This is a genomic window from Mycobacterium sp. NGS24 (assembly GCF_059813065.1).
Window position 1 is genome coordinate 614,982 of record NZ_JCALDW010000001.1, and the last position, 25,868, is coordinate 640,849.

General features: G+C 66.3%; 23 protein-coding genes. 11 read left to right on the forward strand and 12 right to left on the reverse strand.

Translation table 11 applies throughout. The annotated features are described in order from the left end of the window. Nucleotides 1–28: 28 nt before the first annotated feature. The gene (locus AC5Y6Y_RS02800) at nucleotides 29–616 is read left to right on the forward strand and encodes a TetR/AcrR family transcriptional regulator (protein WP_463824308.1); all 588 of its coding nucleotides are present in this window, start codon (nucleotides 29–31) and stop codon (nucleotides 614–616) included. Between the two features lies 1 nt (nucleotide 617). Here the strand turns inward: AC5Y6Y_RS02800 and AC5Y6Y_RS02805 are convergent, their stop codons facing one another. Beyond that, nucleotides 618–911: a hypothetical protein gene (locus AC5Y6Y_RS02805; RefSeq protein WP_499918834.1), complete on the reverse strand. Its 294-nt coding sequence runs from the start codon at nucleotides 909–911 to the stop codon at nucleotides 618–620. Between the two features lie 159 nt (nucleotides 912–1,070). Here AC5Y6Y_RS02805 and AC5Y6Y_RS02810 point away from each other — a divergent pair, with 159 nt between their 5' ends. Together AC5Y6Y_RS02810 and AC5Y6Y_RS02815 are read left to right on the forward strand one after the other, a co-directional pair. Continuing rightward, nucleotides 1,071–2,534 (forward strand): biotin carboxylase, encoded by a 1,464-nt coding sequence (locus AC5Y6Y_RS02810; RefSeq protein WP_499918831.1) that lies wholly within the window; start codon nucleotides 1,071–1,073, stop codon nucleotides 2,532–2,534. An 11-nt stretch (nucleotides 2,535–2,545) separates the two neighbouring features. Further along, entirely contained in the window at nucleotides 2,546–3,712 is a 1,167-nt protein-coding gene (locus AC5Y6Y_RS02815; protein WP_463824305.1) for a serine hydrolase domain-containing protein, read from the forward strand. 47 nt (nucleotides 3,713–3,759) lie between these two features. Here the strand turns inward: AC5Y6Y_RS02815 and AC5Y6Y_RS02820 are convergent, their stop codons facing one another. Further along, nucleotides 3,760–5,760: a PE domain-containing protein gene (locus tag AC5Y6Y_RS02820; protein WP_499918828.1), complete on the reverse strand. Its 2,001-nt coding sequence runs from the start codon at nucleotides 5,758–5,760 to the stop codon at nucleotides 3,760–3,762. Nucleotides 5,761–6,003: 243 nt separating this feature from the next. On the opposite strand from AC5Y6Y_RS02820, the gene AC5Y6Y_RS02825 reads away from it, so the two are divergent. Next, on the forward strand, nucleotides 6,004–6,567 hold the full coding sequence (locus tag AC5Y6Y_RS02825; RefSeq protein ID WP_463824303.1) for an FKBP-type peptidyl-prolyl cis-trans isomerase: 564 nt from the start codon (nucleotides 6,004–6,006) through the stop codon (nucleotides 6,565–6,567). Here the strand turns inward: AC5Y6Y_RS02825 and AC5Y6Y_RS02830 are convergent. After that, nucleotides 6,526–7,005 (reverse strand): SRPBCC family protein, encoded by a 480-nt coding sequence (locus AC5Y6Y_RS02830; protein WP_499918826.1) that lies wholly within the window; start codon nucleotides 7,003–7,005, stop codon nucleotides 6,526–6,528. The genes AC5Y6Y_RS02825 and AC5Y6Y_RS02830 overlap by 42 nt on opposite strands. Before the next feature lie 91 nt (nucleotides 7,006–7,096). Here AC5Y6Y_RS02830 and AC5Y6Y_RS02835 point away from each other — a divergent pair, with 91 nt between their 5' ends. The 3 genes from AC5Y6Y_RS02835 (at nucleotide 7,097) to AC5Y6Y_RS02845 (ending at nucleotide 9,969) form a co-directional block, all read left to right on the forward strand. Further along, the gene (locus AC5Y6Y_RS02835) at nucleotides 7,097–8,050 is read left to right on the forward strand and encodes a GGDEF domain-containing protein (RefSeq protein WP_499918825.1); all 954 of its coding nucleotides are present in this window, start codon (nucleotides 7,097–7,099) and stop codon (nucleotides 8,048–8,050) included. 65 nt (nucleotides 8,051–8,115) lie between these two features. Further along, nucleotides 8,116–9,039, forward strand: a complete 924-nt coding sequence (locus AC5Y6Y_RS02840) for a class I SAM-dependent methyltransferase (RefSeq protein ID WP_499918824.1) — start codon at nucleotides 8,116–8,118, stop codon at nucleotides 9,037–9,039. An 81-nt stretch (nucleotides 9,040–9,120) separates the two neighbouring features. Next, nucleotides 9,121–9,969 carry an aldo/keto reductase gene (locus AC5Y6Y_RS02845; protein WP_463824299.1) on the forward strand — a complete coding sequence of 283 codons (849 nt, stop codon included), beginning with the start codon at nucleotides 9,121–9,123 and terminating at the stop codon, nucleotides 9,967–9,969. Nucleotides 9,970–9,985: 16 nt separating this feature from the next. On the opposite strand, the gene AC5Y6Y_RS02850 is transcribed toward AC5Y6Y_RS02845, so the two are convergent. From AC5Y6Y_RS02850 to AC5Y6Y_RS02870, 5 genes are all read right to left on the reverse strand, one after another. Then, a complete protein-coding gene (locus AC5Y6Y_RS02850) occupies nucleotides 9,986–11,221 on the reverse strand; it encodes an osmoprotectant NAGGN system M42 family peptidase (protein WP_463824298.1) in 1,236 nt (411 codons plus the stop codon). A 102-nt stretch (nucleotides 11,222–11,323) separates the two neighbouring features. Next, nucleotides 11,324–12,400, reverse strand: a complete 1,077-nt coding sequence (locus AC5Y6Y_RS02855) for a M42 family metallopeptidase (protein ID WP_499918823.1) — start codon at nucleotides 12,398–12,400, stop codon at nucleotides 11,324–11,326. Then, nucleotides 12,401–13,903 (reverse strand): glucose-6-phosphate dehydrogenase, encoded by a 1,503-nt coding sequence (gene zwf / locus AC5Y6Y_RS02860; RefSeq protein WP_463824296.1) that lies wholly within the window; start codon nucleotides 13,901–13,903, stop codon nucleotides 12,401–12,403. A 44-nt stretch (nucleotides 13,904–13,947) separates the two neighbouring features. Further along, nucleotides 13,948–17,862: an ATP-dependent RNA helicase HrpA gene (gene hrpA / locus AC5Y6Y_RS02865; protein WP_499929296.1), complete on the reverse strand. Its 3,915-nt coding sequence runs from the start codon at nucleotides 17,860–17,862 to the stop codon at nucleotides 13,948–13,950. Between the two features lie 28 nt (nucleotides 17,863–17,890). Beyond that, on the reverse strand, nucleotides 17,891–18,205 hold the full coding sequence (locus AC5Y6Y_RS02870; protein WP_463824294.1) for a hypothetical protein: 315 nt from the start codon (nucleotides 18,203–18,205) through the stop codon (nucleotides 17,891–17,893). Between the two features lie 117 nt (nucleotides 18,206–18,322). Here AC5Y6Y_RS02870 and AC5Y6Y_RS02875 point away from each other — a divergent pair, with 117 nt between their 5' ends. After that, nucleotides 18,323–18,964: a cutinase family protein gene (locus tag AC5Y6Y_RS02875; RefSeq protein ID WP_463824293.1), complete on the forward strand. Its 642-nt coding sequence runs from the start codon at nucleotides 18,323–18,325 to the stop codon at nucleotides 18,962–18,964. Nucleotides 18,965–18,971: 7 nt separating this feature from the next. On the opposite strand, the gene AC5Y6Y_RS02880 is transcribed toward AC5Y6Y_RS02875, so the two are convergent. The 3 genes from AC5Y6Y_RS02880 to AC5Y6Y_RS02890 form a co-directional block, all read right to left on the reverse strand. Continuing rightward, on the reverse strand, nucleotides 18,972–20,324 hold the full coding sequence (locus tag AC5Y6Y_RS02880) for a PPE family protein, SVP subgroup (RefSeq protein ID WP_499918859.1): 1,353 nt from the start codon (nucleotides 20,322–20,324) through the stop codon (nucleotides 18,972–18,974). Nucleotides 20,325–20,530: 206 nt separating this feature from the next. Continuing rightward, a complete protein-coding gene (locus tag AC5Y6Y_RS02885) occupies nucleotides 20,531–20,965 on the reverse strand; it encodes a hypothetical protein (RefSeq protein ID WP_463824291.1) in 435 nt (144 codons plus the stop codon). Nucleotide 20,966: 1 nt separating this feature from the next. Then, nucleotides 20,967–21,776: a 1-acyl-sn-glycerol-3-phosphate acyltransferase gene (locus AC5Y6Y_RS02890; RefSeq protein WP_463824290.1), complete on the reverse strand. Its 810-nt coding sequence runs from the start codon at nucleotides 21,774–21,776 to the stop codon at nucleotides 20,967–20,969. Between the two features lie 310 nt (nucleotides 21,777–22,086). Between AC5Y6Y_RS02890 and manT the strand changes: the two genes are divergently transcribed. From manT to mmpH, 3 genes are read left to right on the forward strand one after another with little or no spacing between them, the layout of a single operon-like run. Further along, nucleotides 22,087–23,343 carry an MMP alpha-(1->4)-mannosyltransferase gene (gene manT / locus AC5Y6Y_RS02895; RefSeq protein WP_463824289.1) on the forward strand — a complete coding sequence of 419 codons (1,257 nt, stop codon included), beginning with the start codon at nucleotides 22,087–22,089 and terminating at the stop codon, nucleotides 23,341–23,343. Beyond that, a complete protein-coding gene (locus AC5Y6Y_RS02900) occupies nucleotides 23,337–24,095 on the forward strand; it encodes a class I SAM-dependent methyltransferase (protein WP_499918820.1) in 759 nt (252 codons plus the stop codon). Before manT ends, AC5Y6Y_RS02900 begins: the two co-directional genes overlap by 7 nt. After that, nucleotides 24,082–25,152, forward strand: a complete 1,071-nt coding sequence (gene mmpH, locus AC5Y6Y_RS02905; RefSeq protein ID WP_463824287.1) for an MMP endo-(1,4)-3-O-methyl-alpha-D-mannosidase — start codon at nucleotides 24,082–24,084, stop codon at nucleotides 25,150–25,152. Before AC5Y6Y_RS02900 ends, mmpH begins: the two co-directional genes overlap by 14 nt. On the opposite strand, the gene AC5Y6Y_RS02910 is transcribed toward mmpH, so the two are convergent. Next, nucleotides 25,153–25,809 (reverse strand): class I SAM-dependent methyltransferase, encoded by a 657-nt coding sequence (locus tag AC5Y6Y_RS02910; protein WP_499918819.1) that lies wholly within the window; start codon nucleotides 25,807–25,809, stop codon nucleotides 25,153–25,155. Nucleotides 25,810–25,868: the final 59 nt, after the last annotated feature.

Here is a 25,868-nt window from a genome sequence, read left to right on the forward strand (position 1 = left end):
ACGAGCAACGCGCAAGAAGGGAAGCGTCATGGCGGATGCCAACACTCGCAGCCGGATTCTGGCCGCGACGGCCGAGCTTTACCGACGCCAGGGCATGCCCGCCACCGGCCTCAAACAGATCTCGGCAGCCGCGGGCGCTCCCTTCGGCTCGATCTACCACCACTTCCCAGGCGGCAAAGAGGAGATCAGCGTCGAAGTCATACGGCTCGAAGGGATCCGCTACGGCGAGTTCGTCGGCGCGCAGTTGGCAGAGACCGACCCACTAGACGGCATCCCGACGTTGTTCGAACACGCCGGCAAACTGCTGGAGTCCCAGGACTACAGCGAAGCGTGCTCCATCGAAACCATCGCCCTGGAAGTCGCCAGCACCAACGAGCGGTTACGACTCGAGGCCGCTGAAGTCTTCGATAATTGGCTGACCCGCCTTGCCGAGTGGTTCAACCAGCTCGACATCACCGACGAGGACAGCCGGCGCTTGGCGACGATCACCCTGACTGCCCTCGAAGGCGCCTTCGTCCTCTGCCGTACCATGCGCTCGATCGAACCAATCATGTTCGCAGGGTACGGAGTTCAAGCGGCAGTGCGAGCGGCTGTCCACTCCGGCCCGGCCACCTGAGCTAGATTGGTTCTGACACCTCAGCCTGCCACCGACCGCGCCGTTGCTCGTCGGTCTGCTCCCACCACGGCGGCGAACCACGTTCACCCAGAGCGACTTTCGCGGCCTGCACACCCGCCCGGGAAGTCGATTCCTGCGGTGTTCCCTTGGTGCGGCGCACTTCTCGACGCCAAGCCATCAATATCCGGACCAGCTCGACCCGGCGCTCCTCGGGAATTGACGGATCGGTGGCCCGCCAGCGCCGACCGTCGACCATGATGTAGCGTCCGTCGTCGGTCGTCTCCGGTCCGTCCACCAAACGATGATATTCGCGCCACATGTCGATCCGATACGAATGGCCCGGCGCCATGCCGCACACTGAGGAGATGAACGTGAGTCTCCCGAGCCCGGCTGCGCCGAGCGCAGCGCCCTCGCCCGCACCGCGAATCCAGGTGCCGACGTCACTGCGGCCGGCATGAGCGGGCCCGCACCGCGCCGATTGGATGGCCTGTCCGACGTACGCGCGTTTTTCCACAACAATGTCGTGCCGCTGTACTTCATCTCGCCGACCCCATTCAATCTGCTGGGGATCGACCGCTGGATCCGAAATTTCTTCTACCTGACCTACTTTGATTCGTTCGAAGGCACGCATTCGCGCGTGTTCGTCCCCCGCCGCCGCGACCGCCGCGACTTCGATTCCATGGGCGACGTCTGCAACCATCTGCTGTCCGATCCCGAGACGCTGGAGTTCATCGCCGGCCGCGGCCCCGGCAGCAAGTCCTGCTTCGTGATGATGGACAGCGAAACCCAGTCCCTGGCACGCCAAGCGGGCCTGGAGATCATGCATCCGCCGGTGGAGCTGCGCGAGCGCCTGGGATCGAAGATCGTCATGACGCGTCTGGCGAACGAGGCTGGCGTGCCGAGTGTGCCGCACGCCATCGGGCGGGTTGGCTCCTTCGACGAACTGCAGGCGCTCGCCCAGAACGCCGGCCTGGGAGATGACCTGGTCATCTCCATCGCGTACGGCGCCGCCGGCAGCGGGACATTTTTCGTGCACGGTCAGCGTGACTGGGATCAGCACGCGGCCAACCTGATCGGTCAACAAGAAGTCAAGGTCATGAAGCGCATCCGCAACGTGGAGGTGTGCATCGAAGGAGCCGTGACCCGTCACGGCACGGTGATCGGTCCCGCGATGACGAGTCTCGTCGGGTATTCGGAGCTGACTCCCACCCGCGGCAGCTGGTGCGGCAACGACATCTGGCGCGAAGTGCTGCCGCCCGACCAGACCCACGCCGCCCGCGAGATGGTGCGAAAGCTGGGTGACGTCCTGAGCCACGAAGGCTACCGCGGCTACTTCGAGGTGGACCTCCTGCATGACCTGGACTCCGGCGAGCTCTACCTCGGCGAGGTGAACCCGCGGCTCAGTGGCGCAAGCCCGATGACGAACCTGACGACAGAGGCCTACGCCGACATGCCCCTGTTCCTGTTCCACCTGCTCGAATACATGGACGTGGAGTATGACCTCGACATCGAGGAGATCAACACGCGCTGGGAGCGGGGCTACGGCGAGAACGAGGTCTGGGGTCAGGTGATCCTCACCGAGACCTCACCGGACGTCGAGATTTTCACCGCGACGCCGCGCACCGGCGTGTGGCGGATCGACGACGACGGTCGAGTCTCGTTTGCGCGGTCGGCCAACGACTGGGCCACGCTGCTCGACGGGTCCGAGGCCTTCTACATGCGGGTCGCGTCGCCGGGCGACTTGCGTTCGGAGGGTGCACAACTCGGCGTGCTGGTCACCCGCGGGCATCTGCAGACCGACGATTATCAGCTCACCGAACGCTGCAAGCGCTGGGTCAAGGGCATGAAGGCCAAGTTCGTCTCCACTCCCCTGGCCCCGGCCTCGCCCATCGTCTCGCGCCTGGTCGCGCGGGCCTGAGCAACGCCTCCATGAGTCGCGTCCCGGCCGGGGTGTCGTTGGCAAACTGGCTGTCAGCGCCCTACGCGCAGTGGTCTTTTCAGCACGTCGAGGACATGGTGCCGACGGTGGCGATATCGCGCGGCAACGGGCCGGTCGCGTCGTTGCCGGTATCCCGCACAGCGGTGGCGGACATTGAGGTGACCAGAACCGGTGGGACCGCAACAACTGTCGGCGCGGTGATGGCAGCCACCGCTACCGACGGATGGGCTGTGTGCCACCGCGGGATGATGCTGGCCGAGGAATATTGCACCGACCTGAAACCCGAGACCAGACACCTGTTGTTCTCGGTGAGCAAGTCTCTGGTGGCAACCGTCGTCGGGGTGCTGCAGGAATCGGGCGCCATCGAAATCGACGCGCCAGTGACGACATATGTTCCCGCCCTGTCGAATTGCGGTTACCAGGGTGCGACGGTGCGCAATCTGCTGGACATGAGATCAGGTATCGCGTTTTCCGAGAACTACGACGACCCGGACGCCGAGATACACCTGCTCGACCAGGCGATCGGGTGGGCGCCCAGAAGCAGTCCGGCCGCCGTCCCCACACTCAAAGAATTCCTGCTGACCCTGCGGCGGAAAACCGTGCACGGCGGCGCCTTTCAATATCGCTCGTGTGAAACCGACGTACTCGGCTGGATCTGCGAAGTGGCCGGGACCCAACGCATGCCCGAACTCATGTCAGAGTTGTTATGGAGCCGTATCGGTGCGCAGAGTGATGCCACCATCGGCGTAGACAGTTCAGGCACCGGCTTTTTCGACGGTGGCATCAACGCCACTCTCACTGACATGATCCGGTTCGGCTCGCTGTTCCTGCGCGACGGTGTCTCGTTGACGGGGCAACAGGTGGTGCCTTCAGCCTGGATCGCCGACACCCTCAACGGCGGACCCGACTCCCGCCATGCGTTCGCCACCAGCCCCGACGACAACGAAATGCCCGGCGGGATGTATCGCAACCAGATGTGGTTTCCCTACCCGGGCAACAACGTCGTGTTGTGTCAGGGCATGTGCGGCCAGATGATCTACATCAACCGCAGCGCAGAAGTGGTCGCGGCCAAGCTGTCCGCGCAGTCGAACTCCCACGAGCCGCACATGGTGGATACGCTGCGCGCGTTCGACGCGGTCGCCCGCGAATTGGTCTGAACGCCTGAGCCGTTGGCGTCGGCCCGGATGAACAGGGTCGAGAAGCCTTAGATGAACGGGTTCAATATCGGCGGGATGATCTGGTTACCGGTCACCCCGGTGAACCGGACGTAGATCTGGGCGGGGATGTTCAGCGTCTGATAGACGCCGGCACCGACCCATGACACCGGTAGCCGTAGGAAGTCGGGTACCGAATCGACGATCCCTTGAATCGGGTCGTACACGTAGTACGGAATCGTGGCTGCGACGGTTCGCGAGCCGAGACTCAAGTTCGTCAAGACGTCCGGGTAACCCTGGGCGGCGAAGTCGGCGCTGATCACGCTGTACAGGTTGGTCTCAAACGGAGTGGTGCTGATAGTGGGATTCACATAGGTGCCATCGAAGACGCTCGACGTCAGAGGCGCGCCCTGCATGTATGCCGGCGGCGCAATGTTGAAGGTATCCATGACTGTCGGCGTGGTGCTGACGATCTGCCAGGAATTATTGATCCACCCGTCGTAAACATCGTTGTTTGCCTGGTCCCACATGAGGAAAGACGCTGTCTCCACGGGAGATTGGAAGCCGTGACCGATGCCGGCGATGTTCGTATCGGTGTGACCGTGATCGGTGACGATGAGGACGTTCCATTCCTCGCCACCGTTGGCTGGGTTAGCCTCCCACGCGCTGACTGCCCCGAGCAGGCCAGTGCCAGTGCCGGGTCCAGTGGTGTCGTAATGACCCAGAAGGCTGTCCATCTGTCGAACGGCCGCGGCGTACTCCGGGGAGGCACCACCGTATGCGTGCCCCATTTCATCGACACCGACGTAGTACGAGAAGATGAGATTGCCCTGATCGCTATCAGCGGCCTGAATTGCGGCAATCGTCTTGCTTTGGACTTCTGCCTGCGACGCCGTCCAGTACGGGTCATTGGCACCTTGCGGAACAAATGTGATGTTGTCCGCGCGGATCGAGCCGGCGCCCGCGATATCGGTGATCACCGGCCAGTTCCCGATGACCGTGGTTTCGATACCTTCCCCATAGGCACCCTCGAGCTGGTTGTAAATGGTCGGCCAGTTGTCGTAGGTCCAGGGGGTGAAGACATTGTTGGTCACGCCCGCGGTCTCGCTCCACACGCCGGTGTTAATGGTCGTCCACGACGGGTTGGAGACGCTGGTATGCCCGACGACAGTGGAGGCGGAAGTAGTGCTGTTCAGCATGAACTGGCGGAAGTTCACGTTCGCCGGGTCGGCCAGGATTCTGGCCAGGTTGGTGCCGTCCGTGCCGATCAACAGGAAATTCGCATCGGGTGTCGCCATAGCGAATTCCTTGGCGGTTTGGAGATCGAAAACGGTGATCACGGACCCCGGGTTGCCGGTCGCGCCCGGCGAGCCGAACAAGAAAGATCCGCTGCCGCCGGGTCCACCGGCGCCGGGGGAAATGGTTGTCGGAGTTGCCGAGCCGAAAACGGCGCCGCCGAACCCGCCCGTACCGCCCGCTCCACCATTGCCCCAGAACAACCCGCCGGTCCCGCCGGCGCCGCCCACACCGCCGCGCAATCCACCGGTGCCGCCCGCTCCCCCGTTACCAAAGAACCCGGCGTTGCCGCCGCGACCGCCGGCCTGCCCCGGCGTACCTGACCCGCCCCGTCCCCCGTTTCCCCAGAGGATCCCGCCGTCTCCACCGGCTTGCCCGGTGCCGTTGACACCGTTGTAGCCGTCACCGATCAACGGGCGGCCCAGGAAGAAGTTCGTCGGCCCGTTGATCACGTCGAGTGCCATCTGCCCGACGTTGGCGGCCTCGGCGGTGGCGTAGGCGTTGGCGCTGGTGGTCAGCGTCCGCAGGAACTGCTCGCCGAATGCCGCCGCCTGGGCGTTGATGGCCTGGTACGCCTGCCCGTGCGTCGAGAACAACGCCGCGATCGACTCGGACACTTCATCGCCGGCGGCGCTCAGCAGCTGTGTGGTGGAGGCCGCCGCCGCCTGGTTCGCGGTCTGAACGGCCGATCCGACCCCGGCCAAATTAGTGACTGCGGTGGCAAACAGGTCTGGTGATGCGAAGACATAGGACACCGGCGTGTCTCCCTCTCGGTACAAAACGCTGCGTTGCTGAGTCGTCCGACTTCCGGAGCGTATCGCTGCTCTGCACCGAACGGGACGTTTTGTTGACATTTGACCTACGTGTCATGGCGGACATCGAATAGCGCCGAATTGGGCTCTGCGTCAGCCGCTTTTGACACAGCGGGGTCAGGTCGCGGACTGCTGAGCGGGCCGCAGCGACTCGTCGCGCAGGACCACGGTGACCGACGCGGTAACGTGACCGCCGTGAAATCCTCCCCGGCGTATTACGCCGTCGCGCTCGCAATCGCATGCTTCCTCGCAGCTGTTGTCCTGCCCTCAGGCACGGCGACCGCCGCCGACTCCTGCCCCACCGCAGCCCCACCGGCCGGAGCGGCGCCCGACTGGACGCTGGCCGGAACCACCGGCAGCATCGCCGTCACCGGACCGACGGATGCGACTGCTCCGCGGGTGACCGTGACCGGGCCGTTCAGCGTCGCCCAAACCCAGGTGCACACCCTGCGGGCCGGGGACGGACCGGTGGCCTCGGCCACCGCGCGGGTCTCTGTCTGCTACCTGGGCGTCAACGGACGTGACGGGTCGGTCTTCGACAGCAGCTACGACCGGGGCGCCCCGGTCAGCTTCTCGCTGCTGGGAGTCATCCCCGGCTTTCAGAAGGCCATTACCGGACAGAAGGTCGGCTCCACCGTCGCCGTCGCAGCGACCCCGGCGGACGGCTACCCCGAGGGTCAGCCCAGCGCTGGAATCCGTCCGGGCGACTCACTCATCTTCGTCATCAAGATCCTCAGCGCCGCCGGCTGAGCCGCGGGCGACCGCGAGCACCCGCTTGCGCACACCTCCGGTCGCCGATTGCATCAACCAGTTGGTTCCTCTGCGGACCAGAAAACCCGGCACCGGCGCCGAAAGATCGACCATGAGCTCCAAGCGCAGTCGAGTGGAGTCACCTTCGGGCGTCAGGACGTAGCGGCCTTCTTGGGCGCGTAAATAGTTGCCGCTCAACAATGTCCAGCTCAAACCATCGTCGTGAAAGCGGTAGGCCATCACGTGCTCGTCACTGGCACCTAACACCTTGACGGTCTGACGGACCTTGCTGGGCAGGCCTTTCTCGTCCCGCTCCAGGATCTCGACCTTGTCGTGCAGTGCCGACCAGGACGGCAACGCCTCGAGATCCATCAACACGTCCATGACCTGATTCGGCGACGCTGGAATGACGACTTCGCGGGATTCGGTGATTGCCATCGGCACAGCCTGTCATCTCACCGGATGAGCGTCAGCGTAGCTCGGCGCGCTGATGGTGAATGCCCCGCGCGTCGGCATTTATTCTTGACCGGTGTCCTGGCAAGCGGACCCGCAGCCGTCAGCGCGACGATGGCATCTGATCGGCCTGGCCGGCTACCTCGGCATGCTCGGTATCTATGCCGCCGCGGCGTCGCGGGTCACCGCGGACCACAACGACGATCGCTTGCACTGGCTGCTGGGCGCCGCAGCGTTGATGGGCATCGCCGGTGCGCTGCTCGGCTGGCTGCGGGGGTGGCAGGAGCGACGAACGATGCTGGTGGCATGGCCGGTGGCGGGGATGATTGTCACCATCCTGGCCGGCTGGTTGGAGCCGCACGCCACCCGTGATTTTCCAGGCACCATCACGATTGCATTCGCCTATATCGGCCTGACCCGGCCGCGTTGGACCTCGTTGAAAATTGTCCCGCTCGGCATTGTGGCGTTCCTCGCCGGGGGCGGTAAAGCCTTCCCCGGCGCGCTGCCCGCAGCGATCCCCCCGGCGATCATGTGGATGCTGGTCGCCGAGGTCCCGGCCTGGCTCATCGACCGGCTGGAACAACAGAGCAAACTGCTGCGCAAGATCGCGCAGACCGATGCCCTCACTCAACTACTCGATCGCAGCACGCTGGGACCCCGGTTGTCGATGCACGCCAGCGAATCGGCGGTGGTCCTGCTCGACCTCGACAACTTCAAGCGCTACAACGACCGTCACGGCCACGAGGCCGGCGACGAACTTCTGGTGTCCTTCGCCGACGCGCTGCGCTGGTCGGTGCGCAAGGACGACATCGTCTTCCGCATCGGCGGCGACGAATTCCTGATCATGCTCCTCGGGGCCGATCGTGCCCAGGCTGAGCAGGTCGTTGACCGGCTTCGCAGCCACTGGTCCGAGGTGGGCGGCCAGGTCGGGTTCAGCGCCGGGATCGCTGCTGGGGAGCAGGATCTGCTGCGACTGGCCGACGAGCACATGTACGCTGCCAAACGCTCCCGCGGCCTGCCCACGGAGTGAGCGGCGCGCGCCCGACGGCGATTAGGCTGGCGAAGTATTCCATAGCCCGCGACGGGAGAAAACGTATGTCGTCTATTGGTTCGGCACGCTCTGATGGGGACAGTTGGGACCTGGCTTCCAGTGTCGGCGCGACTGCGACGATGGTGGCCGCCGCCCGCGCGCTTGCTTCCGCCGACCCGGATCCGCTGCTCGACGATCGCTTCGCCGAGCCGCTGGTGCGTGCGGTCGGGCACCCTTTCTTCACCCGGATGTTGGACGGTGAGATCCCGCTCGACGACGCCGACATGCCGATGGACTTTCAGCAGCGGCGTGAGCAGATGACGGTGCGGACCAGGTTCTTCGACGACTTCTTCAGCGCCGCAACCGCTGCCGGCATCCGTCAGGCGGTAATTCTGGCGGCTGGGCTTGACGCCCGGGCCTACCGGTTGTCCTGGCCGCTGGGAACAGTGGTTTTCGAAGTCGACCAGCCCGATGTCATCACCTTCAAGAGCGTCACCCTGGCTCAGATCGGCGCTGAACCAACGGTGGAACGCCGTCCGGTGGGGATCGACCTGCGCGAAGACTGGCCTACCGCATTGGCGGACAACATGTTCGACGCCTCTCAGCCGACAGCCTGGATCGCCGAGGGGCTGCTCCCCTACTTGCCGCCCGACGCTCAGGACCGGCTACTGGACAACATCACCGCGCTCAGCGCCCCCGGCAGCCGGCTGGCGACCGAAAACATCAAAGACATGAGCGTTTTCACCGACGAGCGGGCCCGCGCCATGCGCAGCAGCTGGCGCAAACACGGACTCGACATCGACGTCGCCGAATTGGTGTGGCTCGGCCCGCGACGGCAGGCCGGTGAGCATCTGGCGGCCACCGGTTGGACGGTCACCCACCACTCCACCGAGCAGGTGTATGCCGAATACGGTTTCGTGGTGCCGGACAACGAGATTCTTGCGGAGTTCCGTCAGGCCGTTGGTTATGTCAGCGCGGAGTTGGGCTGACGGGTGCTCGTCGCACGCCGGTGTTGTGATTCGCGCTGAAGTGGGCATCCCGTCCTCAACCGCACTAGGAGGATCCAGCACATGAGCCATGTCCCGTCCATCAACCTCAACGACGGGCACACGATCCCGCAACTGGGTTTCGGCGTCTTCCAGATCGAGCCGCAGGAGACGGCGGCCGCGGTCCGCTCCGCCCTGGAGGTGGGATACCGACACATCGACACCGCGCAGATGTACGGCAACGAAAAGGAAGTGGGCCAAGGCATTCGCGATGCGGGCCTGGACCGCAGCGAGGTGTTCGTCACGAGCAAACTCAACAACGGCTATCACCGACCCGACGACGCACGCCGCGCCTTCGACGAAACGCTGTTGGCACTGGGCTCGGACTACGTCGATCTGTTCCTCATCCACTGGCCGCTGCCGATGCTGTACGACGGTGATTTCCTGGCCACCTGGACCACGCTCGAAGAGTTCGCCCGGGACGGGCGCGCCCGTAGCATCGGTGTTTCGAACTTCCAGCCGAATCATCTGGACCAGTTGGCCGCCGGATCGCAGACCGTACCCGCGGTGAACCAGATCGAGGTGCACCCCTACTTCACCAACGACCAGGTGCGCGCCTACGACCTGGAGCACGAGATCGCCACTGAGGCCTGGTCACCGATTGCTCAGGGCAAGGTCCTCGACGATCAGGCGATCGTCGGAGTCGCTCGCGCAGTTGGCAAATCGCCCGCGCAGGTGGTGTTGCGCTGGCACATCCAGCGCGGCGACATCGTATTCCCGAAGTCGGTCAACATCGACCGGATGAAGTCGAACTTCGACATCTTCGACTTCGAACTGAGCGGTGACGACATGACCGTGATCAGCGGGCTGGATCGCGGCGAGGACGGCCGCACCGGGGCGCACCCCGACGAGTTCGACTACATCCCGGACTGAGCGGTTCCCGGACGCCTCAGCTCTGCGGGCCCACCGAGGGCGGCCAGTGCGTGCCCGGCGAGGCGTCGCCGGGTTCGGCGTGCTCACCCCGCGACAAGGGCACCCACTGCTCGCTCGGCGCAGGTTGCTTCGATGACGGGAAGTCGCGCAGTTTGCCCGACGGCTTGGCGTCCCACTGGGCGAAGGTCAACGGCGTTTGCAGCCAGGCGTGCAGCAGGTTGTACACCGCCTCCAGGGAGTCCATGTGGGTTCGCTCCCAGCCGTGGCTGCCGTCCAGGCCGAAGCCGACGAGCGCGGCCCGGGTGCCGGCTCCCGCCTCGATCGCCGCGGCGGCGTCTGATCGGTAGTAGCGGAACACGTCTCGCGCGTACGGTATCTCGCAGCTCTCGGCGAGCCGGCACAGTTTGCGGGTCAGGTGATAGTCGAACGGTCCGTGCATGTCGGCCATCGGGATCGTCACGCCGTCCTCGAGGGAATGCTGGCCGGGCGCGCACACCGCGTTGTCGACGGACACCAGTTCGGCGGCGTCGGCGGGCAGGCCGTGACTGGCGCCGTGGCCGACCTCCTCAGTGATCGTGACCATGATGGTGGTGCGGTGCGGCAGCACCACCTCGTTCTCGGCGAAGTTCTTGGCCAGCGCGAGCGCGACTGCGACGCCCGCCTTCCCGTCGAGGTGACGGGACACGATGAAGCCGTCGGCGGTGAGTTCGGGACTGGTGATCATGGCGACGAAATCGCCGACGTGCAGGCCGAGCCGGACCAGGTCTTCGCGCGAGGACACCTTGCGATCCACGCGGACCTCGACGTGCTCCCAGTCGGTCGGCTGGGTGTCGATCTCGTCGCCGAACGCGTGCCCGCTGGCTTTCAACGGCAGCACCGTGCCGGTGATGAACTCGTCGGGATCGTCGATGAAGATGCGGACCCGGGCACCGGCGGCGAACCGCGCGGAGAACGTGCCGACCGGGACCAGCTCCAGGCGACCGTTGTCCTTGAGCCTGCGGACCATGCAGCCGATGGTGTCGGCGTGCACCACCAACGCCCGGTCGGTGGTCTTGGACTTCCCGGCCAGTTCCGCGGTGAGCGCTCCGCGCCGCGTCAGGGAGAAGGGCACCCCGAATTCGTCGAGGATGCCGCCGATCAGTTGCATCACCGCGTCGGTACGTCCCGACGGGCTCGGTGTCTGCAGCAGCGCGAGCAGCGTGTCGATCATCCACGCGCGATCGGCTTCGGCCATGGCCGCCTTGTGGACCACGCCGCCTCCTTCCAGATTGTTTGGACTCGTGTTCAACCTAGCGGTGTTTCGCATCGGCCGATTGCCGAGGGCGGGCACCGCGACTCGGCGCGGCGTGCCGCGCTACGTCTGTGCGCGGGTTGGTGGCCGCGGCTCCACCAGAAAGTCCACGACGATGGCGGCCATGTCTTCAATTGCGTTGCGCGCCATGACTTCGAAGCCGTGAGTGCTCAGCGTGGGCAGGCACAGCAGCCCAGCGCGCGGAGTCAGGCCGTAGGCCTTGGCGTGGGAGGCGTCGGACTCGAACGCCCCGAGCGCGGCCGCCTGGGGCGTCAATCCGTGGTCGGCGGCGATCGCCATCAGCCGGTCGGCGACGTCCTTGTCGTAGACGCACAGCGCGTCGCTGTAGCCGACAATCGGGCCGCCGGTGACGCTGGTCCCGTATTCCGCTTCGGTGGGTCCGACCTCCAGCGCGAGGGTGAGCGTGCCAGGCAGTGTGGCGCTGGCGTAGGACCCGCCCACGCCGCCGATCTCCTCGTTGGTGGTGAATACCAGATAGACGTCCGCAGCGGGCCGTTGCCCGTCGGAGTCGAGTCGGCGCGCGGCGAGCAGGAGCGCGGTCACCGCCGCGCGGTCGTCGAGGAAATAGGAGCCGAGGTAATCGCCGACGTCGACCAGGGTTCGCTTGCTGCGGTCGACGCAGATCCGGGTGCCGGGGTGCACGCCGGCGTCGGCGAGTTCGGCCGGACTTCGGCCGGTGAAGACATAAACGTGCTGCCAGTCCAGCGCCCGGTCGCCCTGATCGGGTTTGGTCTCCCAGATTCGCCGGCTTTCCTTGGTGGTGTGCTCGGAACCGAGGGTGAGCACCGCGGTGAACGTCTCGTTGTCGCCGAGCACCGCGACCGGACCGAGCCCGAAGTTGCCCGGATACATCGTCCCTAACTGCGTCAGGTGCAGGGAGCCGTCGGGTTCGACGCGCTTGACCAGCATGGAGAGTTCGTCCATGTGGGCCATCACCTTCGTGGCGGGTGCCCCGCCTCCGGCGAGGTAGCCGACCAGGTTGCCGGCGTCGTCGGTCCACATGTCGTCGACGTGGGGTTGCAGCTCACGGGCACAGATCGTCCGTACTGCTTCTTCCTCACCGCACGGCCCGTACGCCCACAGGAGTTCCTGCAGCAGTTCGGCGGTCGAGTCGGGCACCTACGTCCCTTTGCGTTCGCGCCATTCCCGTTCGAACGGCAACCGCCACGCGTTGGGTGCGATCAACTGGTGAATGGCGTTTGGTCCCCACGTGCCGGCCTGATACATCTTTGCCGGCGGTGGGTCGTCGAGCAGATCCTGCGAACGCTCCCACAACGATTCGATGCCTTCGGCGGTGGTGAACAAAGTGTGATCGCCGCGCATCGCGTCGAGGATCAGCCGCTCGTAGGCCTCCAGCACGTCCACCACGGTGTCCACCTCCTGGGAGGAGAATTGCATGGACAGCTTGTCCAGCTTCATCCCCGGCCCGGGCCGCTTGCCGTAGAAGGACAGCGAGACCTTGGAGTTGTCGGCCAGATCGAAGGTCAGGTGATCGGGACCCTGGGTTCCCACGCCCGAGCCGGGCGGGAACATGGTGCGGGGAGCTTCTTTGAAGGCGATCGAGATGATGCGGATGCCTTCGGCCAGCTTCTTGCCGGTCCGCAAATAGATCGGCACCCCGGCCCAGCGCCAGTTGTCGATCCCGACCTTGAGGGCGATGAACGTCTCGGTGTCGGAGTCCTTGGCCACCCCCTTCTCTTTGCGGTAACCCGCGTACTGCCCGCGGACCACGTTGGAGGTCTTGACCGGCAGCATCGACCGGAACACCTTGTTCTTCTCTTCGCTGATCGCGTACGGTTCCAGCGCCGTCGGCGGTTCCATCACCACGAACGCCATCACCTGGAACAGGTGGGTGACGACCATGTCCTTGTAGGCGCCGGTGTTCTCGTAGAAATTCGCGCGCTCATCCAACCCGAGGGTTTCGGGGATGTCGATCTGGATGTGGTCGATGAAGTTGCGGTTCCAGATCGGCTCGAACAGGCCGTTGGCGAAGCGGAACGCCAGAATGTTCTGTGCGGCCTCCTTGCCCAGGAAGTGGTCGATCCGGAAGATCTGCGATTCCTCGAACGTCTCGTGCACGAAGTCGTTGAGGGCTACGGCGCTGGCCAGGTCGGTGCCGAACGGTTTTTCCATCACCACCCGGGACCGGTCGACGAGATCGGCTTCCCGCAGCGTCGAGATAACGTCGCGCGCCGCCTTCGGCGGGACCGACAGATAGTGCAACCGGCGCACGCCTGCACCCAGGTTCTGTTCGGCACGCGCTACCGCGTCGGCGAGCGCCTCGGCGCCTGCGCCCTGCGGCACATACGTGACGATGCGGGCGAAGTCCTCCCACTGTTCGGTGTTGAGTTTGTGGGTACCGAACGAGTCGATCGCGTCCTTGGCGATCTTGCGAAACTCGTCGTCGGTGAGGTCCTCCATGGACGTGGCGACGATCTGGATGTCCGGTGCGAGGTCGGACTGGTCCAGGTAGGCCAGGCCGGGCAACAGCTTGCGCTTGGCCAGATCCCCTGTAGCGCCGAACAACACGATGACATGCGGGTCCAGCGGGTCGGATTCGTGGCGGTGTGGGCGTGCGTCGGCCGCCGGATAGGAGATCGTCTGCGGTTTCTTGGTGGACACCATGGCGATACTTCCATCGCCGCGCTGGCTGCGCAGCAAGCAGGTCAAAAATGGTCCCGCGCGGCGTCGATCGCCCGCAGGATGCGCTGTTCGCTCACCGGGCGGGGCGTGCCGAGTTGCTGGGCCCACAGGCTCACCCGGAGTTCCTCGATCTGGTAGGCGATGTCGCGGACGTCGGCCGCCGCGGCGCGCTCCGGCGGCAGCGTGTGCAGCAGGTCGTCATAGGCGTCTTGCACGGTATGCACCCGTCGCATCCGCTCCTGGTCGGCCTGCACGGCGTGTGGCAACCGGTCGAGACGACGGCTCACCGCGGTCAGGTAGCGAGTCAGGGCACCAAGACGCGAGCGCCCGGTTGCGGTGACGAATCCGGGCGGCAGCAATCGGTCGAGCTGGGCTCGCACGTCGGTGATGGCCGCGGCCTGGGTTGCCGGTGGTTCAGCGGGCAGCGCGAGTTCGACCTGTCGCGCCGCGGACAGGACCGTCTCCACCTCCCGGACGACATCGAGGGTGGCCGTGGCGAGAGTCTGGGAAAGCCGGTCACGCAGTGCCGCGAACGCGGTGCGCGTCCACACCGGCTGGGTGGCCAGCGCGTCGGTGGCGGCGTCGGCGCAGTCGTCGAGCAGTGCGCTCAGCGAGCCGTCGGGATTGCTGCCCAGGGTCAGCCGAGTACGTGGATTCAGTTGCCGTTCAACAGTTTTCGCTGGCGATGGGATGCTCAGCCGCAACAGTCGACGTACCCCGGGGCCCAGCGCGGCGCGTTGTTCGACGGCGGTCGGGAAGACGCGTAGCTCGACCGTCGTGCCGGCGTCGACGAACGCGGGAAAGCCTCGCACGGTCCGGCCGCTCACCGCCCGTTCGACGACGGACGGCAATTCGTCGAGGTCGTCGGGCCAGGTACGCAACGCGGTCCGTTCCAACTCGCCTGCGACGGCCCGGGCGACAGCCTGTCGCGCCGGGGCCGCCAACTTGTCCTGCAGCGCCTGGAGGTCCTTTCCGCGGGCCACCTCGGAACCGTCTGCGGACTCGACGGCGAACGTCACCCGCAGGTGCGACGGCAGCGAGCCCACATCGAAGGCATCCACAGGTACCACCACCCCGGTGCGACGACGAAGTTCGCGCTGCAACGCCGGCAGCAGCGGCTCGGTGCCGGCCTCGATACCGGCCAGCACCGCCCGCGCGGTGTCGGGTACCGGGACGAAGTTGCGCCGCAGGTCTTTCGGCAGCGAACGGATCAGCGCGGTGACGAGCTCTTCGCGCAGGGCCGGCACCTGCCAGGCGAACTCGTCGCCACCCAGGCGGGCCAGCACGTCGATCGGCACGTGCACGGTGACACCGTCATCGGCGGCGCCGGGCTCGAACCGGTAGGTCAGCGGCAGCGTCGCATCGCCGGTCCGCCAGGTGCCGGGCCGATCGGCGTCGGCATCGGTCTTGTCGGCGTGCAGCAATTCGTCGCGGGTGAAGGTCAGCAGCCCCGGGGTGCGGTGGCGCTGCTTTTTCCACCACCCGTCGAAATGCCGCGCCGAGACGACGTCGGCGGGAATGCGAGCGTCATACAGCGCGTAGATGTCGTCGTCGCCGACCAGCAGGTCGCGACGGCGTGCGCGCTCCTCGAGCTCCGCCAGCTCAGCCCGCAGCCGGGCGTTGTCGGCGAAGAAGTGATGGCGGGTCCGCCAGTCCCCCTCTACCAGCGCGTGACGGATGAACATCTCGCGTGCCACCGCCGGTTCGACCCGCGCATAGCCGACTCGACGGCGAGCGACCAGCCGCAGCCCGTACAGCGTCACCCGCTCGAAGGCCAGCACCTCCCCGCGCTGGGCGTCCCAATGCGGTTCGCTGTAGGTGCGCTGCACCAGATCGCCCGCGACCCGCTCGACCATCTCGGGCTGGATCCGCGCGGCGGTCCGCCCGTACAGGCGGCTGGTCTCGACCAGCTCGGCCACCACCACCCAACGCGGCGGCCGTTTGGCAAGCATCGAACCGGGGGCGAGGACGAACCGGGCGTTGCGCGCGCCCAGATATTCGCGTGCGTCCTCCCGGCGCATCCCCACATGGGACAGCAGACCGGCGAGCAGGGCCGCGTGGATCTGTGCCGACTCCGCCGGCTCGTCGGATTCGGTGATGCCCAGGTCGCGGGCGATGCTGCGCAGCTGCCCGGTCAGATCCTGCCACTCCCGGATCCGCAGGTAGTGCAGGAAATCCTCGCGGCACATGCGTCGGAAAGCATTGCCGGACAGTGTTTTTCGTTGGGCACGCAGATGGTTCCAGAGGTTCAGGTAGGCCATGAAGTCCGAGTGTTCGTCGGCGAACCGGGCGTGCTTCTGACGGGCGGCCTCCGCGCGGTCCGCGGGTCGCTCCCGTGGGTCGGGAATGGTCAGTGCCGCAGCCAGCACCAGCACCTCCCGCACGCACCCCTCGGTCTGAGCCTGCAGAATCATCCGGCCCAGCCGCGGATCGACGGGCAACCGTGCCAGGCGCCGGCCCAGTTCGGTGATCGCACCCTGCTGATCGAACGCGCCGAGTTCCTGCAGCAACTGCACGCCGTCGCGGACACTGCGCCGGTCCGGCGGGTCCAGAAAGGGGAAGTTCTCCACGTCCCCGAGTTGCAGCGCCGCCATCTGCAGGATCACCGCGGCAAGGTTGGTCCGCAGGATCTCCGGTTCGGTGTAGCGGGGGCGGGCCTGGAAATCCTGCTCGGAGTAGAGGCGGATACACACCCCGGGCGCCACCCGGCCGCACCGGCCGGCGCGTTGCGCCGCCGAAGCCTGCGAGATCGGCTCGATCGGTAGCCGCTGTACCTTCAGCCGGCGGCTGTAGCGCGAGATGCGGGCGTTGCCAGGGTCCACGACGTAGCGGATCCCCGGGACGGTCAACGAGGTCTCGGCGACATTGGTGGCCAACACCACCCGCCGACCGGTGTGGGGTGCGAACACCTTGTGCTGTTCGGCGGTGGGCAGCCGTGCGTACAGCGGCAGCACCTCGGTATGACGCAGTCCGCTCAAAGCCTCTGCGGTGTCGCGGATTTCGCGCTCACCGGAGAGGAACACCAGCACATCCCCCGGTGGCTCGGTCGCAAGTTCGTCGATCGCATCGAGGATCGCCTCGACCTCGTCGCGGGTCTCGGTCCGCACGATCTCCTGGTCAGGATCATCCGGATCAGCGGCATCTTCGGCGGGCGCTGCGGCGATCTCCAACGGGCGGTAGCGGATCTGCACCGGATAGGTCCGCCCGGACACCTCGACAATCGGGGCATCGCCGGCCACGCTGAAATGTTCGGCGAAGCGCTGCGGTTCGATGGTCGCCGAGGTGACGATCACTTTCAGATCAGGCCGGCGCGGCAGCAGCTCACGCAGGTATCCCAGCAGGAAGTCGATGTTGAGGCTGCGCTCGTGGGCTTCGTCGAGGATCAGGGTGTCGTAGCGCAGTAGGCGCCGGTCGCGCTGGATCTCCGCCAGCAGGATGCCGTCGGTCATCACCTTCACCAGAGTGCGGTCGCTGACCTGATCGGTGAACCGGACGGTATAGCCGACCACATCGCCGAGCGGGCTGTGCAGTTCATCGGCGATGCGCTGTGCGACAGTGCGCGCGGCCAACCGTCGGGGCTGGGTGTGTCCGACCGTGCCGCGGACGCCGCGGCCGAGTTCCAGGCAGATCTTGGGTAGCTGAGTGGTCTTGCCGGAGCCGGTCTCGCCGGCGACGACCACCACCTGATGCTGCCGAATTGCCTCGGAGATTTCCTGGCGCCGGTCACTGACCGGCAGGTCGGGATAGGTGATCGCGGGGACCGCATCCCGACGGGCCGCCACCAGCGCTTCCGCCGCGACCACCTGACTGGCCAGCGCTCGCAGCGCCGCGGGCTTCGCGCCGCGCGAGTTCCGTAGCCGTCTGCCCAGGCGCGCCGCGTCGCGGATGGTCAACTCGTCGATTCGGCGGCGTAACTCCGCGGACGTCGGGTCGGCCACTCCGCAGAGGATAGGCCGTCCGGCTCCCCTAGCCCTCCGGCAGCACCGGCCGGCACATATTCATGCCCGGATCCCACCACTCCCCGCTGGCGCACGCGAGCGGCTGCGGTCCCACGCCCAAAGGCCGACACACATTGGCCGTGGGGTCCCACCACTCGCCGTCCGCGCAGGCCAGGGGCTGTGGTCCCACGCCCAGGGGTCGGCACACCTTGCCGGTGGGATCGAACCATTCACCGTCGGCGCACTGCGCCGAGCTGACCGCCGGTGACACGACAGTTACCACCGCCCACGGCGCTGCCACCATGGCGGCGACGGCGACCAGACGACCGAGATTTGTCCACATTGCGCACCTCACATCGCGCTGTTCAGGGTGAATGACGGGATTTTTCCCGTCGCTGCCGAATTCCAAACTCTGCAGCCGCTGACAACTCCTGCGTCGGCGGTATGCCAGGATCGTGGCATGACTGCACGCAGCCTCGCCCGCATCCTCGGTGTCTTCGTCATGGCGACGTGGGCGTTGCTGAGCGTGCCGATCGCCGACCCGACCGCCACCGCCGACCCTTGCGCCGACGTCTCGATCGTCTTCGCCCGCGGAACGCACCAGGAGCCCGGCCTGGGCAACATCGGACAGGCCTTCACCGACTCGCTGACCACGCAGATCGCCGGACGTTCGGTCGAGGTCTACCCGGTGAACTACCCGGCCAATGACGACTACCACACCAGCGCACCGGCCGGCGCCGACGACGCGAGCGCCCACATCCAGGGCACCGTCGACAGCTGCCCGAATACCAAAATCGTGCTGGGGGGTTACTCCCAGGGCGCCACCGTGATCAATCTGGCCAGCAACCAACTGCCGCCCGCGGCGGCGAATCGGGTGGCGGCGATCGCCTACTTCGGCGAGCCGTCCAGCGGATTCTCGTCGGCGTTGTGGGGCGGCCCGTTGCCCACCCTCAACCCCGCCTACAGCGGCAAGTTGATCAGCCTGTGCGCCGCCGACGATCCGATCTGCACCGGGGGCGGCAACATCATCGCCCATGTCTCCTACATCGAGAACGGCATGACCAACCAGGCCGCCACGTTCGCCGCCAACCGGGTGAAGTAACCGGTCCTCAGTGCGCCAGCAGGCGCCGCTTCTGGTCGGTGAATTCGTCGTCGGTCAGAATTCCCGCGTCACGCAGCGACGCCAGCTCGCGCAGCTCGGCGGCGATGCTGGTGATCGGGCCGCCCGCCGGCACCGGCGCCGCGGTCCCCTCCGTCGCGTCCTGGGCTGACGCCGCCCCGACCCGCTTGGTCACGCCGCCGACCCGCTCCCGGACGCGCGTTCCCGCCCCGCCCCCGGATCCGGTGGTGGCGGCCATCGCTCGCCCGGCCATCCCGGCCAGGGCCATCTGGCTGAACAAACTTCCGGCGCCGCCGGCCGCCCCCTCGGCCGCCGCGGCGGTCGCCGGTATCGACAGCGTGGCCAGGCGGATTGCCGGCGCGGCCGTGGTCCAGCCAGCCGGCACCGTCAACGCTCCGACTGTCGATGCCTCGCCGATCCCCGCCGCGATGGTCGAACCTGCGACGGGCGGCAGCGGCACCGGGCCCGAGTAGCTCGGTATCCGCGCCGCGCTGCTGACCACGTCGTCGGTGTGCAAACCGACGTAGTAGCCGTCGATGTCGTACGGCAACGCAGCGCCCCCCAGGATTCCGTCCAGGGTCAGACCCGACAGACCGATTTCGGGGTCCACGAAGATGCCACTGAGATCACCGAGGAGGTCGAGCACATCGAGCAGCGACGTCGGGTCGGCGGCCGCGGCGGGACTGGCCAGGCCGGTCAACGCATTGGGTACGGCGGAGAGTGCCTGGGCCGCGTTGGACACCGTGTTCTGTACGTTGCCGGCCGAGATTCCGCCGGCCTGGGTGACCGCGGCGGCCTGGGCCGGTAACCCGCCGGGACTGGTGCTGGACTCCGGCCCGCTGAAGGGCTCCAGCATGGTCGCTGCCGCGGCGGCTGCCGCATACCCGAGCATGGCGCCGGTGTCCTGCGCCCACATCTCGGCGTACGCGATTTCGGTGGCGGCGATGGCGGGCAGGTTCTGTCCGAAGAAGTTGGTCGCGATCAGCGACGTCAGCTGGGTGCGGTTGGCGGTGACCACCGGTGGTGGCACCGTCTCGGCAAATGCCGTTTCGTAGGCGACGGCTGCTGCCGTGGCCTGGTTGGCCGTTTGCTCCGCCTGCCGCGCGGTGACCTGTAGCCAGGCCAGGTAGGGGGCGGCCGCGGCCGTCATCGACGCCGACGCCGGCCCCACCCAGGGTCCGGCAGTCAGGCTGGTGAGCACCGACTGGTAGGCGCTCGCCGTCGACTGCAGACCGGCCGCCAAATCGTCCCAGGCCGCGGCGGCTCCCAGCAGCGATCCCGAACCTGGACCGGCGTACATCAGCGCGGAGTTGATCTCCGGCGGCAGCAAGGCGAAATACATGGCGTCCTCCCGGTCGGTGCCGTCGGGTGCCCGCTGAGTGCTTGAGCCGGCGCAAAAATGCAACCACTCAGCGTGAGGTCCGAACACCCAGCAGGTCGCCTGTTGGTCGCACAGGCTTTACCAATAAACCACACAATTGTCCGCCAGCTACTATTGCCAGCGGAAAGTGTTTATTCTCACCTGGGCCGCTGCTCAGGGCCCCTCAGCTATCTGTCGAATTCGAGATGGTGCCGAATCTCCTCGGCCGCGGCCTCCAGATTCCGGTTGACCAGTCCCCGGCCCAGCCACTCGCTGATCCGGGCCACGCCCAGTCCGGTGGCGGAGAAGGTCAGGGTCAGAGTCAGGCGGCTCCCGTCGTCTTCCGGCTCGACCAGCGCTGCGAAGGTATGCCGCGTCCCCTGCACCGATCGCCACTTGAGCAGACTGCCCTGGGGCGGGGTGATGAGCACCCGCCCGCCGAGCTGGATGGTGCCGCCGTCCATGAAGACGTCCCACAGTTCGCCGTCGTCGCGGGACTTGATGAAGCTGCAACGGCTGAACGTAGACACTTCCGGGAACAGGCGGCGCGGGTCGGTGACGAAAGCTCCGCTTTCCTCCAGCGGGCACCGGACATGGCGGGCAACCGTGATCGTCTGCGTCATGTCAGCGGACTAACGGCACGATGGTCTTGCTGGCCAATTTGGACAGACCCACCTGCATGACGCTGGTGACGTAGTCGTAGGCGCGGTCCCAATCCGGCTCCTCCCCGAACCGCTTGCGAAGGTCGATCGGGTCCAGCGCCTGCATCCGGATTTTTGCCGGCAGCGGGAAGTGCGGCAGCGGCAGCGGCGACAAACCCCATGGGATGCTCAGCGTTAGTGGCAAGCTCTTCACGCGGGCCAACTTGTCCAGCCGCAGCAGCTGAGCGGTGCGGCGTCCGTCATTGAGTACGAACAACGTGTCGTGGCCGCCCGTCGCGATCACCGGCACGATTTTGACGTTGCACTTGTGCGCCAACCGCAGAAAGCCCTTGCGTCCGGAAAAGACAATCTTGTTGCGATCACGCCAGGGGCGCAGCGCCTCGACGTCGCCGCCGGGATAGACCAGCGCGGAGCCGCCGCTGGTGAAGACCTGCTCGGCGAACGAGTTGGCCGCCGGAACCACGCCGAGCTTGCGGGTCAGTCCCCCGATGCCGGGGGCGCCGGCGACCGTGTCGTGCGCCAGCGCATAGAGCGGGCGGCCCTCGATGGTGAAGTAGGTGTTGTAGGCGAGCAGGAAGACGAAGGTGTCCGGCGTCGCGCCGCCGCCGCTGTGATTGCCGACGAACAACACCGGCTCGTCGGGGACCTTGTCGAAGCCATGCACCTCGGCGCGGAACCACACCGTCGCGGCCAGCCACAGCGGCGGTAGCACGGCACGGATGAACTCCGGGTCGCGGTGGCGGAGTTCCTCGGGAAGGCGTGGCCGGCTCATCTCGATGAGATTAACCGCGGCGACGGATTCCACGCCCGGTGGTCACCAGTTCCCGGTGCGATGTTCGCACGTCGACGTGGAATGCTGGAAGCGACGCGTGGCATGGCCGCCCTGTGGCCACCCCGCCATGTGATGACATGCGTACGGGACGGCGGATTCCGGAAGGTGGGCAGGTGCGTTTGCGTCGTTTAGCTGACCGAACTATCATCTGGACACATGTCCAGTTTGCTGTCGTGCCGGCCGCGGGTTCGTTGACTGCAATGGGACTGGTGCCCTTCCGTGGCTGGTCGTTGACGGTGAAGGGTTGAGTATGCGAATTGCTCTATTGTCCTACCGCAGTAAGGATCACTGCGGCGGACAAGGCGTCTATGTGCGGCACCTCAGCCGCGGCCTGGTAGACCTCGGCCATCAGGTCGAGGTGTTCTCCGGCCAGCCCTATCCGGAACTGCTGGATCCCCGGGTGCGGTTGACCAAGGTGCCGAGCCTAGATCTGTATCGCGAACCCGATCCGTTCCGGGTGCCGCGGCCCAGCGAGATTCGCGACTCGATCGACCTGCTGGAACTGGCCACCATGTGGACCGCGGGCTTCCCCGAACCCCGGACGTTCACGCTGCGGGTGGCCCGGTTACTGGCCGAGCGGGCCGGCGAATTCGACGTCGTCCACGACAATCAGAGCCTGGGCACCGGTCTGCTCACCATCGCCGAGACGGGGATGCCGGTGGTGGCGACCGTGCACCATCCCATCACCCGCGATCGGGTACTGGATCTCAACGCCGCCAAATGGTGGCGAAAACCGTTGGTGCACAGGTGGTATGGCTTTTCAAGCATGCAGAAGCAGGTAGCGGCCCAGATCCCGGACCTGCTGACCGTGTCGTCGTCGTCGGCGCAGGACATCGTCACCGATTTCGGTGTCTCCCCGGATCAACTGCACGTGGTGCCGCTGGGCGTGAATACCGACCTGTTCAAACCGGTTTCGCTACCACGCCAACCTGGCCGGGTGATGGCGATCGCAAGTGCTGACACCCCGCTGAAAGGTGTCAGCACGCTGCTGCACGCGGTCGCGAAGTTGCGGACGAGTCGCGACCTCGAGTTGCGGCTGGTCGCCAAGGTGGAAACCAACGGCCCGACCCACAAACTGATCGCCGAGTTGGGGATCTCCGATATCGTCCACATCGCCAGTGGGCTGTCCGACGCCGACCTCGCGGCGTTGTTCGCCTCGGCTGAGGTGGCGTGTATTCCCTCGCTCTACGAAGGGTTTTCGCTGCCAGCCGTGGAAGCGATGGCAAGCGGCACTCCGATCGTGGCCAGCCGGGTCGGGGCGTTGCCTGAGGTGCTCGGGACCGACGGCGCGTGCGCGGAGTTGGTGGCTCCGGCCGACGTCGATGCGCTGACTCACGCACTGGGTAGGCTGCTCGATTCACCGGAGCGGCGCCGCGAACTCGGACGAGCGGGACGGGCGCGCGCGGTCAGCGTGTTCAGCTGGGAGGCCGTCGCCGCCCAGACCGTGCGGATCTACGAGCGGGCGATCGCGCGCTCAGCGGTCGCCGGAGGCAGCCCGCAATGCTGACGGTGGATTTCGACCGCCTGGGCATCGGGCCCGCGACGAAGGTCATCGACGTGGGTTGCGGTGCCGGACGGCACGCGTTCGAGGCGTACCGGCGGGGCGCTGACGTGGTGGCCTTCGACCAGAACGAGAACGACCTTCGCGATGTGGACACCATCCTGCGTGCGATGGAGGCGAACGGCGAAGTGCCCGAAGGCGCCTCAGCCACGGTGGTGCGCGGCGACGCGCTGCACCTGCCGTACGCCGACGGCACGTTCGACTGCGTCATCGCCTCAGAGATCCTGGAACACATTCCCGAGGACGACGGTGCGATCTCCGAACTGGTCCGGGTGCTCAAAGTCGGCGGCACGTTGGCGGTCAGCGTGCCGCGGTGGCTCCCCGAGCAGGTCTGCTGGTGGTTGTCGACGGAATACCACAGCAACGAAGGCGGCCATGTTCGGATCTACCGGGCAAGTGCGCTGCGCGACAAGATCATTGGCCGCGGACTGAAGTTGACACATGCACACCACGCGCACGCCTTACACGCGCCGTTCTGGTGGCTCAAATGTGCTGTCGGCGTATCGAATACCGATCACCCCGCGGTGTCGGCGTACCACAAACTGCTGGTGTGGGACTTGATGCAACGGCCCAAGGTCACCCAGCTGGCCGAAACGGTGCTCAACCCGCTGGTCGGCAAGAGTGTCGCCATGTATTTCAGCAAGCCGCCGGAAGCGGAAAGCGAAGCAGCGCCGAGGTATTCAATTGCGTCGGGATAATCCGCCGGCCGTCGCCGGAATCCTCACCGCCGAGCAGTGCCTGCAGACGGCTGCCTCGATCGCGGCCGCGCAGGAACCCTCAGGCGCCATCCCGTGGTTCGCCGGCGGCCACACCGATCCGTGGGACCACGTGGAGAACGCTATGGCGCTCACCGTGGCCGGACTGCTGGAACCGGCCCGCGCGGCGTTCGACTGGTGTGGTCGCATGCAGCGCCCGGACGGGTCGTGGCCTATTCAGATTCGATCGGGTCACATCGAAGATGCCAACAGCGACAGCAATTTCTGTGCCTATGTCGCCACGGGTGTCTGGCACCACGTGCTGGTCACCGGCGACGAGAAGTTCGCCGCGACGATGTGGCCGGTCGTGCGGAAAGCGATTGACTTCGTCATCGACCTTCAAATCGGGTACGGCGAAATCTGTTGGGCCCGAAGTGAAAACGGTCCCATCCCGGAAGCTCTGCTGACCGGTTGCGCAAGTATCTACCACAGCATCCGCTGCGCGCTGGCACTTGCGGGTTTCATCGGCGACCCGCAACCGGAATGGGAACTCGCGGTCGGCCGGCTGGGACACGCGATCACCGCGCATCCCGAGGCGTTCACTGAGAAAGACCGCTACTCGATGGACTGGTACTACCCCATCCTCGGTGGTGCGTTGCGAGGTCCGGCAGCCGCCCTTCGAATCAGACAACGCTGGGACGACTTCGTGGTGGGGGGCCTGGGAATCCGCTGCGTGCTGGATCGCCCGTGGGTCACCGGCGCCGAGACGTGCGAACTGGTCATGGCCCTGGATGCCATCGGCCACCGGTCGGCGGCGCACCGCCAATTCGGCGCGATGCAACACCTGCGCGAAGCAGACGGCTCCTACTGGACCGGCCTGGTTTTCGCCGACGGCAAGCGGTGGCCCGAGGAGCGGACCACCTGGACGGGTGCGGCGATGATCCTTGCCGCCGATGCGCTTTCCGACACCACACCGGGCAGCGGGATCTTCCGCGGCGATGCCCTGCCGATGGGTTTGCAGACCGATTTCGACTGCGAGTGCGTCGCGACCGGACGGTAGTCAGACCTGCTCGCCGGCTCGACCGCCGATCCGCTCGAGCACCCGCAGCGAGCCCAGCGCACTGATCTCCTTGAACTGGCCGGAATCCAAAGCACGGCAATAGATCTGGTAAGGAGCGCGACCACCGTCGTTGGGGTCGGGAAATACGTCGTGGATGACCAGGGCCCCACCGGGAGCCACCCACCTGGCCCAACCGTCGAAGTCGCGGGCCGCGGCGGCTTCGGTGTGCCCGCCGTCGATGAACAGCAACTGCACCGGGGCGCGCCACCCGCGCGCGACCACCGGGGATTTGCCGACTACGGCAACCACGTGGTCGTCGAGCCCGGCCGCGTCCAGGGTGCGGCGGAAGGTGGGCAGGGTGTCGAACAGTCCGGTGACCTCGTCGACCAGCGAGGCGTCGTGGTAATCCCAGCCGGCTTGGTGCTCTTCCGATCCGTGGTGATGGTCGATCGTGTAGAGCACGCTGTCCGTCTGTAGGGCCGCTGCGCCCAGCAGCAGCGCGGACTTGCCGCAGTAGGTGCCGATCTCCACGCCCACACCGCCGTCGAGGTAACACAGAGCGGCGTCGTACAGGGCGCGGCCCTCGTCGGCGGGCATGAAGCCCGGCACCTGGTCGGCAAGGGCGAACAACCGCTGGCGTGCGTCGTCATCACTCATCAGCTGAACCTATCGGTCGCCGGCCGAGTGCTGACGTCGTGGTCGCTTGCTGGCGTGCC

Coding starts and splice junctions, on each gene's coding strand:
- AC5Y6Y_RS02800 (WP_463824308.1), top strand. CDS start 29: ATGGCGGATGCCAACACTCGCAGCCGGATTCTGGCCGCGACGGCCGAG.
- AC5Y6Y_RS02875 (WP_463824293.1), top strand. CDS start 18,323: ATGACTGCACGCAGCCTCGCCCGCATCCTCGGTGTCTTCGTCATGGCG.
- AC5Y6Y_RS02810 (WP_499918831.1), top strand. CDS start 1,071: ATGAGCGGGCCCGCACCGCGCCGATTGGATGGCCTGTCCGACGTACGC.
- manT (WP_463824289.1), top strand. CDS start 22,087: ATGCGAATTGCTCTATTGTCCTACCGCAGTAAGGATCACTGCGGCGGA.
- AC5Y6Y_RS02880 (WP_499918859.1), bottom strand. CDS start 20,324: ATGTATTTCGCCTTGCTGCCGCCGGAGATCAACTCCGCGCTGATGTAC.
- AC5Y6Y_RS02830 (WP_499918826.1), bottom strand. CDS start 7,005: ATGGCAATCACCGAATCCCGCGAAGTCGTCATTCCAGCGTCGCCGAAT.
- AC5Y6Y_RS02840 (WP_499918824.1), top strand. CDS start 8,116: ATGTCGTCTATTGGTTCGGCACGCTCTGATGGGGACAGTTGGGACCTG.
- AC5Y6Y_RS02885 (WP_463824291.1), bottom strand. CDS start 20,965: ATGACGCAGACGATCACGGTTGCCCGCCATGTCCGGTGCCCGCTGGAG.
- AC5Y6Y_RS02900 (WP_499918820.1), top strand. CDS start 23,337: ATGCTGACGGTGGATTTCGACCGCCTGGGCATCGGGCCCGCGACGAAG.
- AC5Y6Y_RS02890 (WP_463824290.1), bottom strand. CDS start 21,776: ATGAGCCGGCCACGCCTTCCCGAGGAACTCCGCCACCGCGACCCGGAG.
- AC5Y6Y_RS02870 (WP_463824294.1), bottom strand. CDS start 18,205: ATGTGGACAAATCTCGGTCGTCTGGTCGCCGTCGCCGCCATGGTGGCA.
- AC5Y6Y_RS02815 (WP_463824305.1), top strand. CDS start 2,546: ATGAGTCGCGTCCCGGCCGGGGTGTCGTTGGCAAACTGGCTGTCAGCG.
- AC5Y6Y_RS02910 (WP_499918819.1), bottom strand. CDS start 25,809: ATGAGTGATGACGACGCACGCCAGCGGTTGTTCGCCCTTGCCGACCAG.
- AC5Y6Y_RS02845 (WP_463824299.1), top strand. CDS start 9,121: ATGAGCCATGTCCCGTCCATCAACCTCAACGACGGGCACACGATCCCG.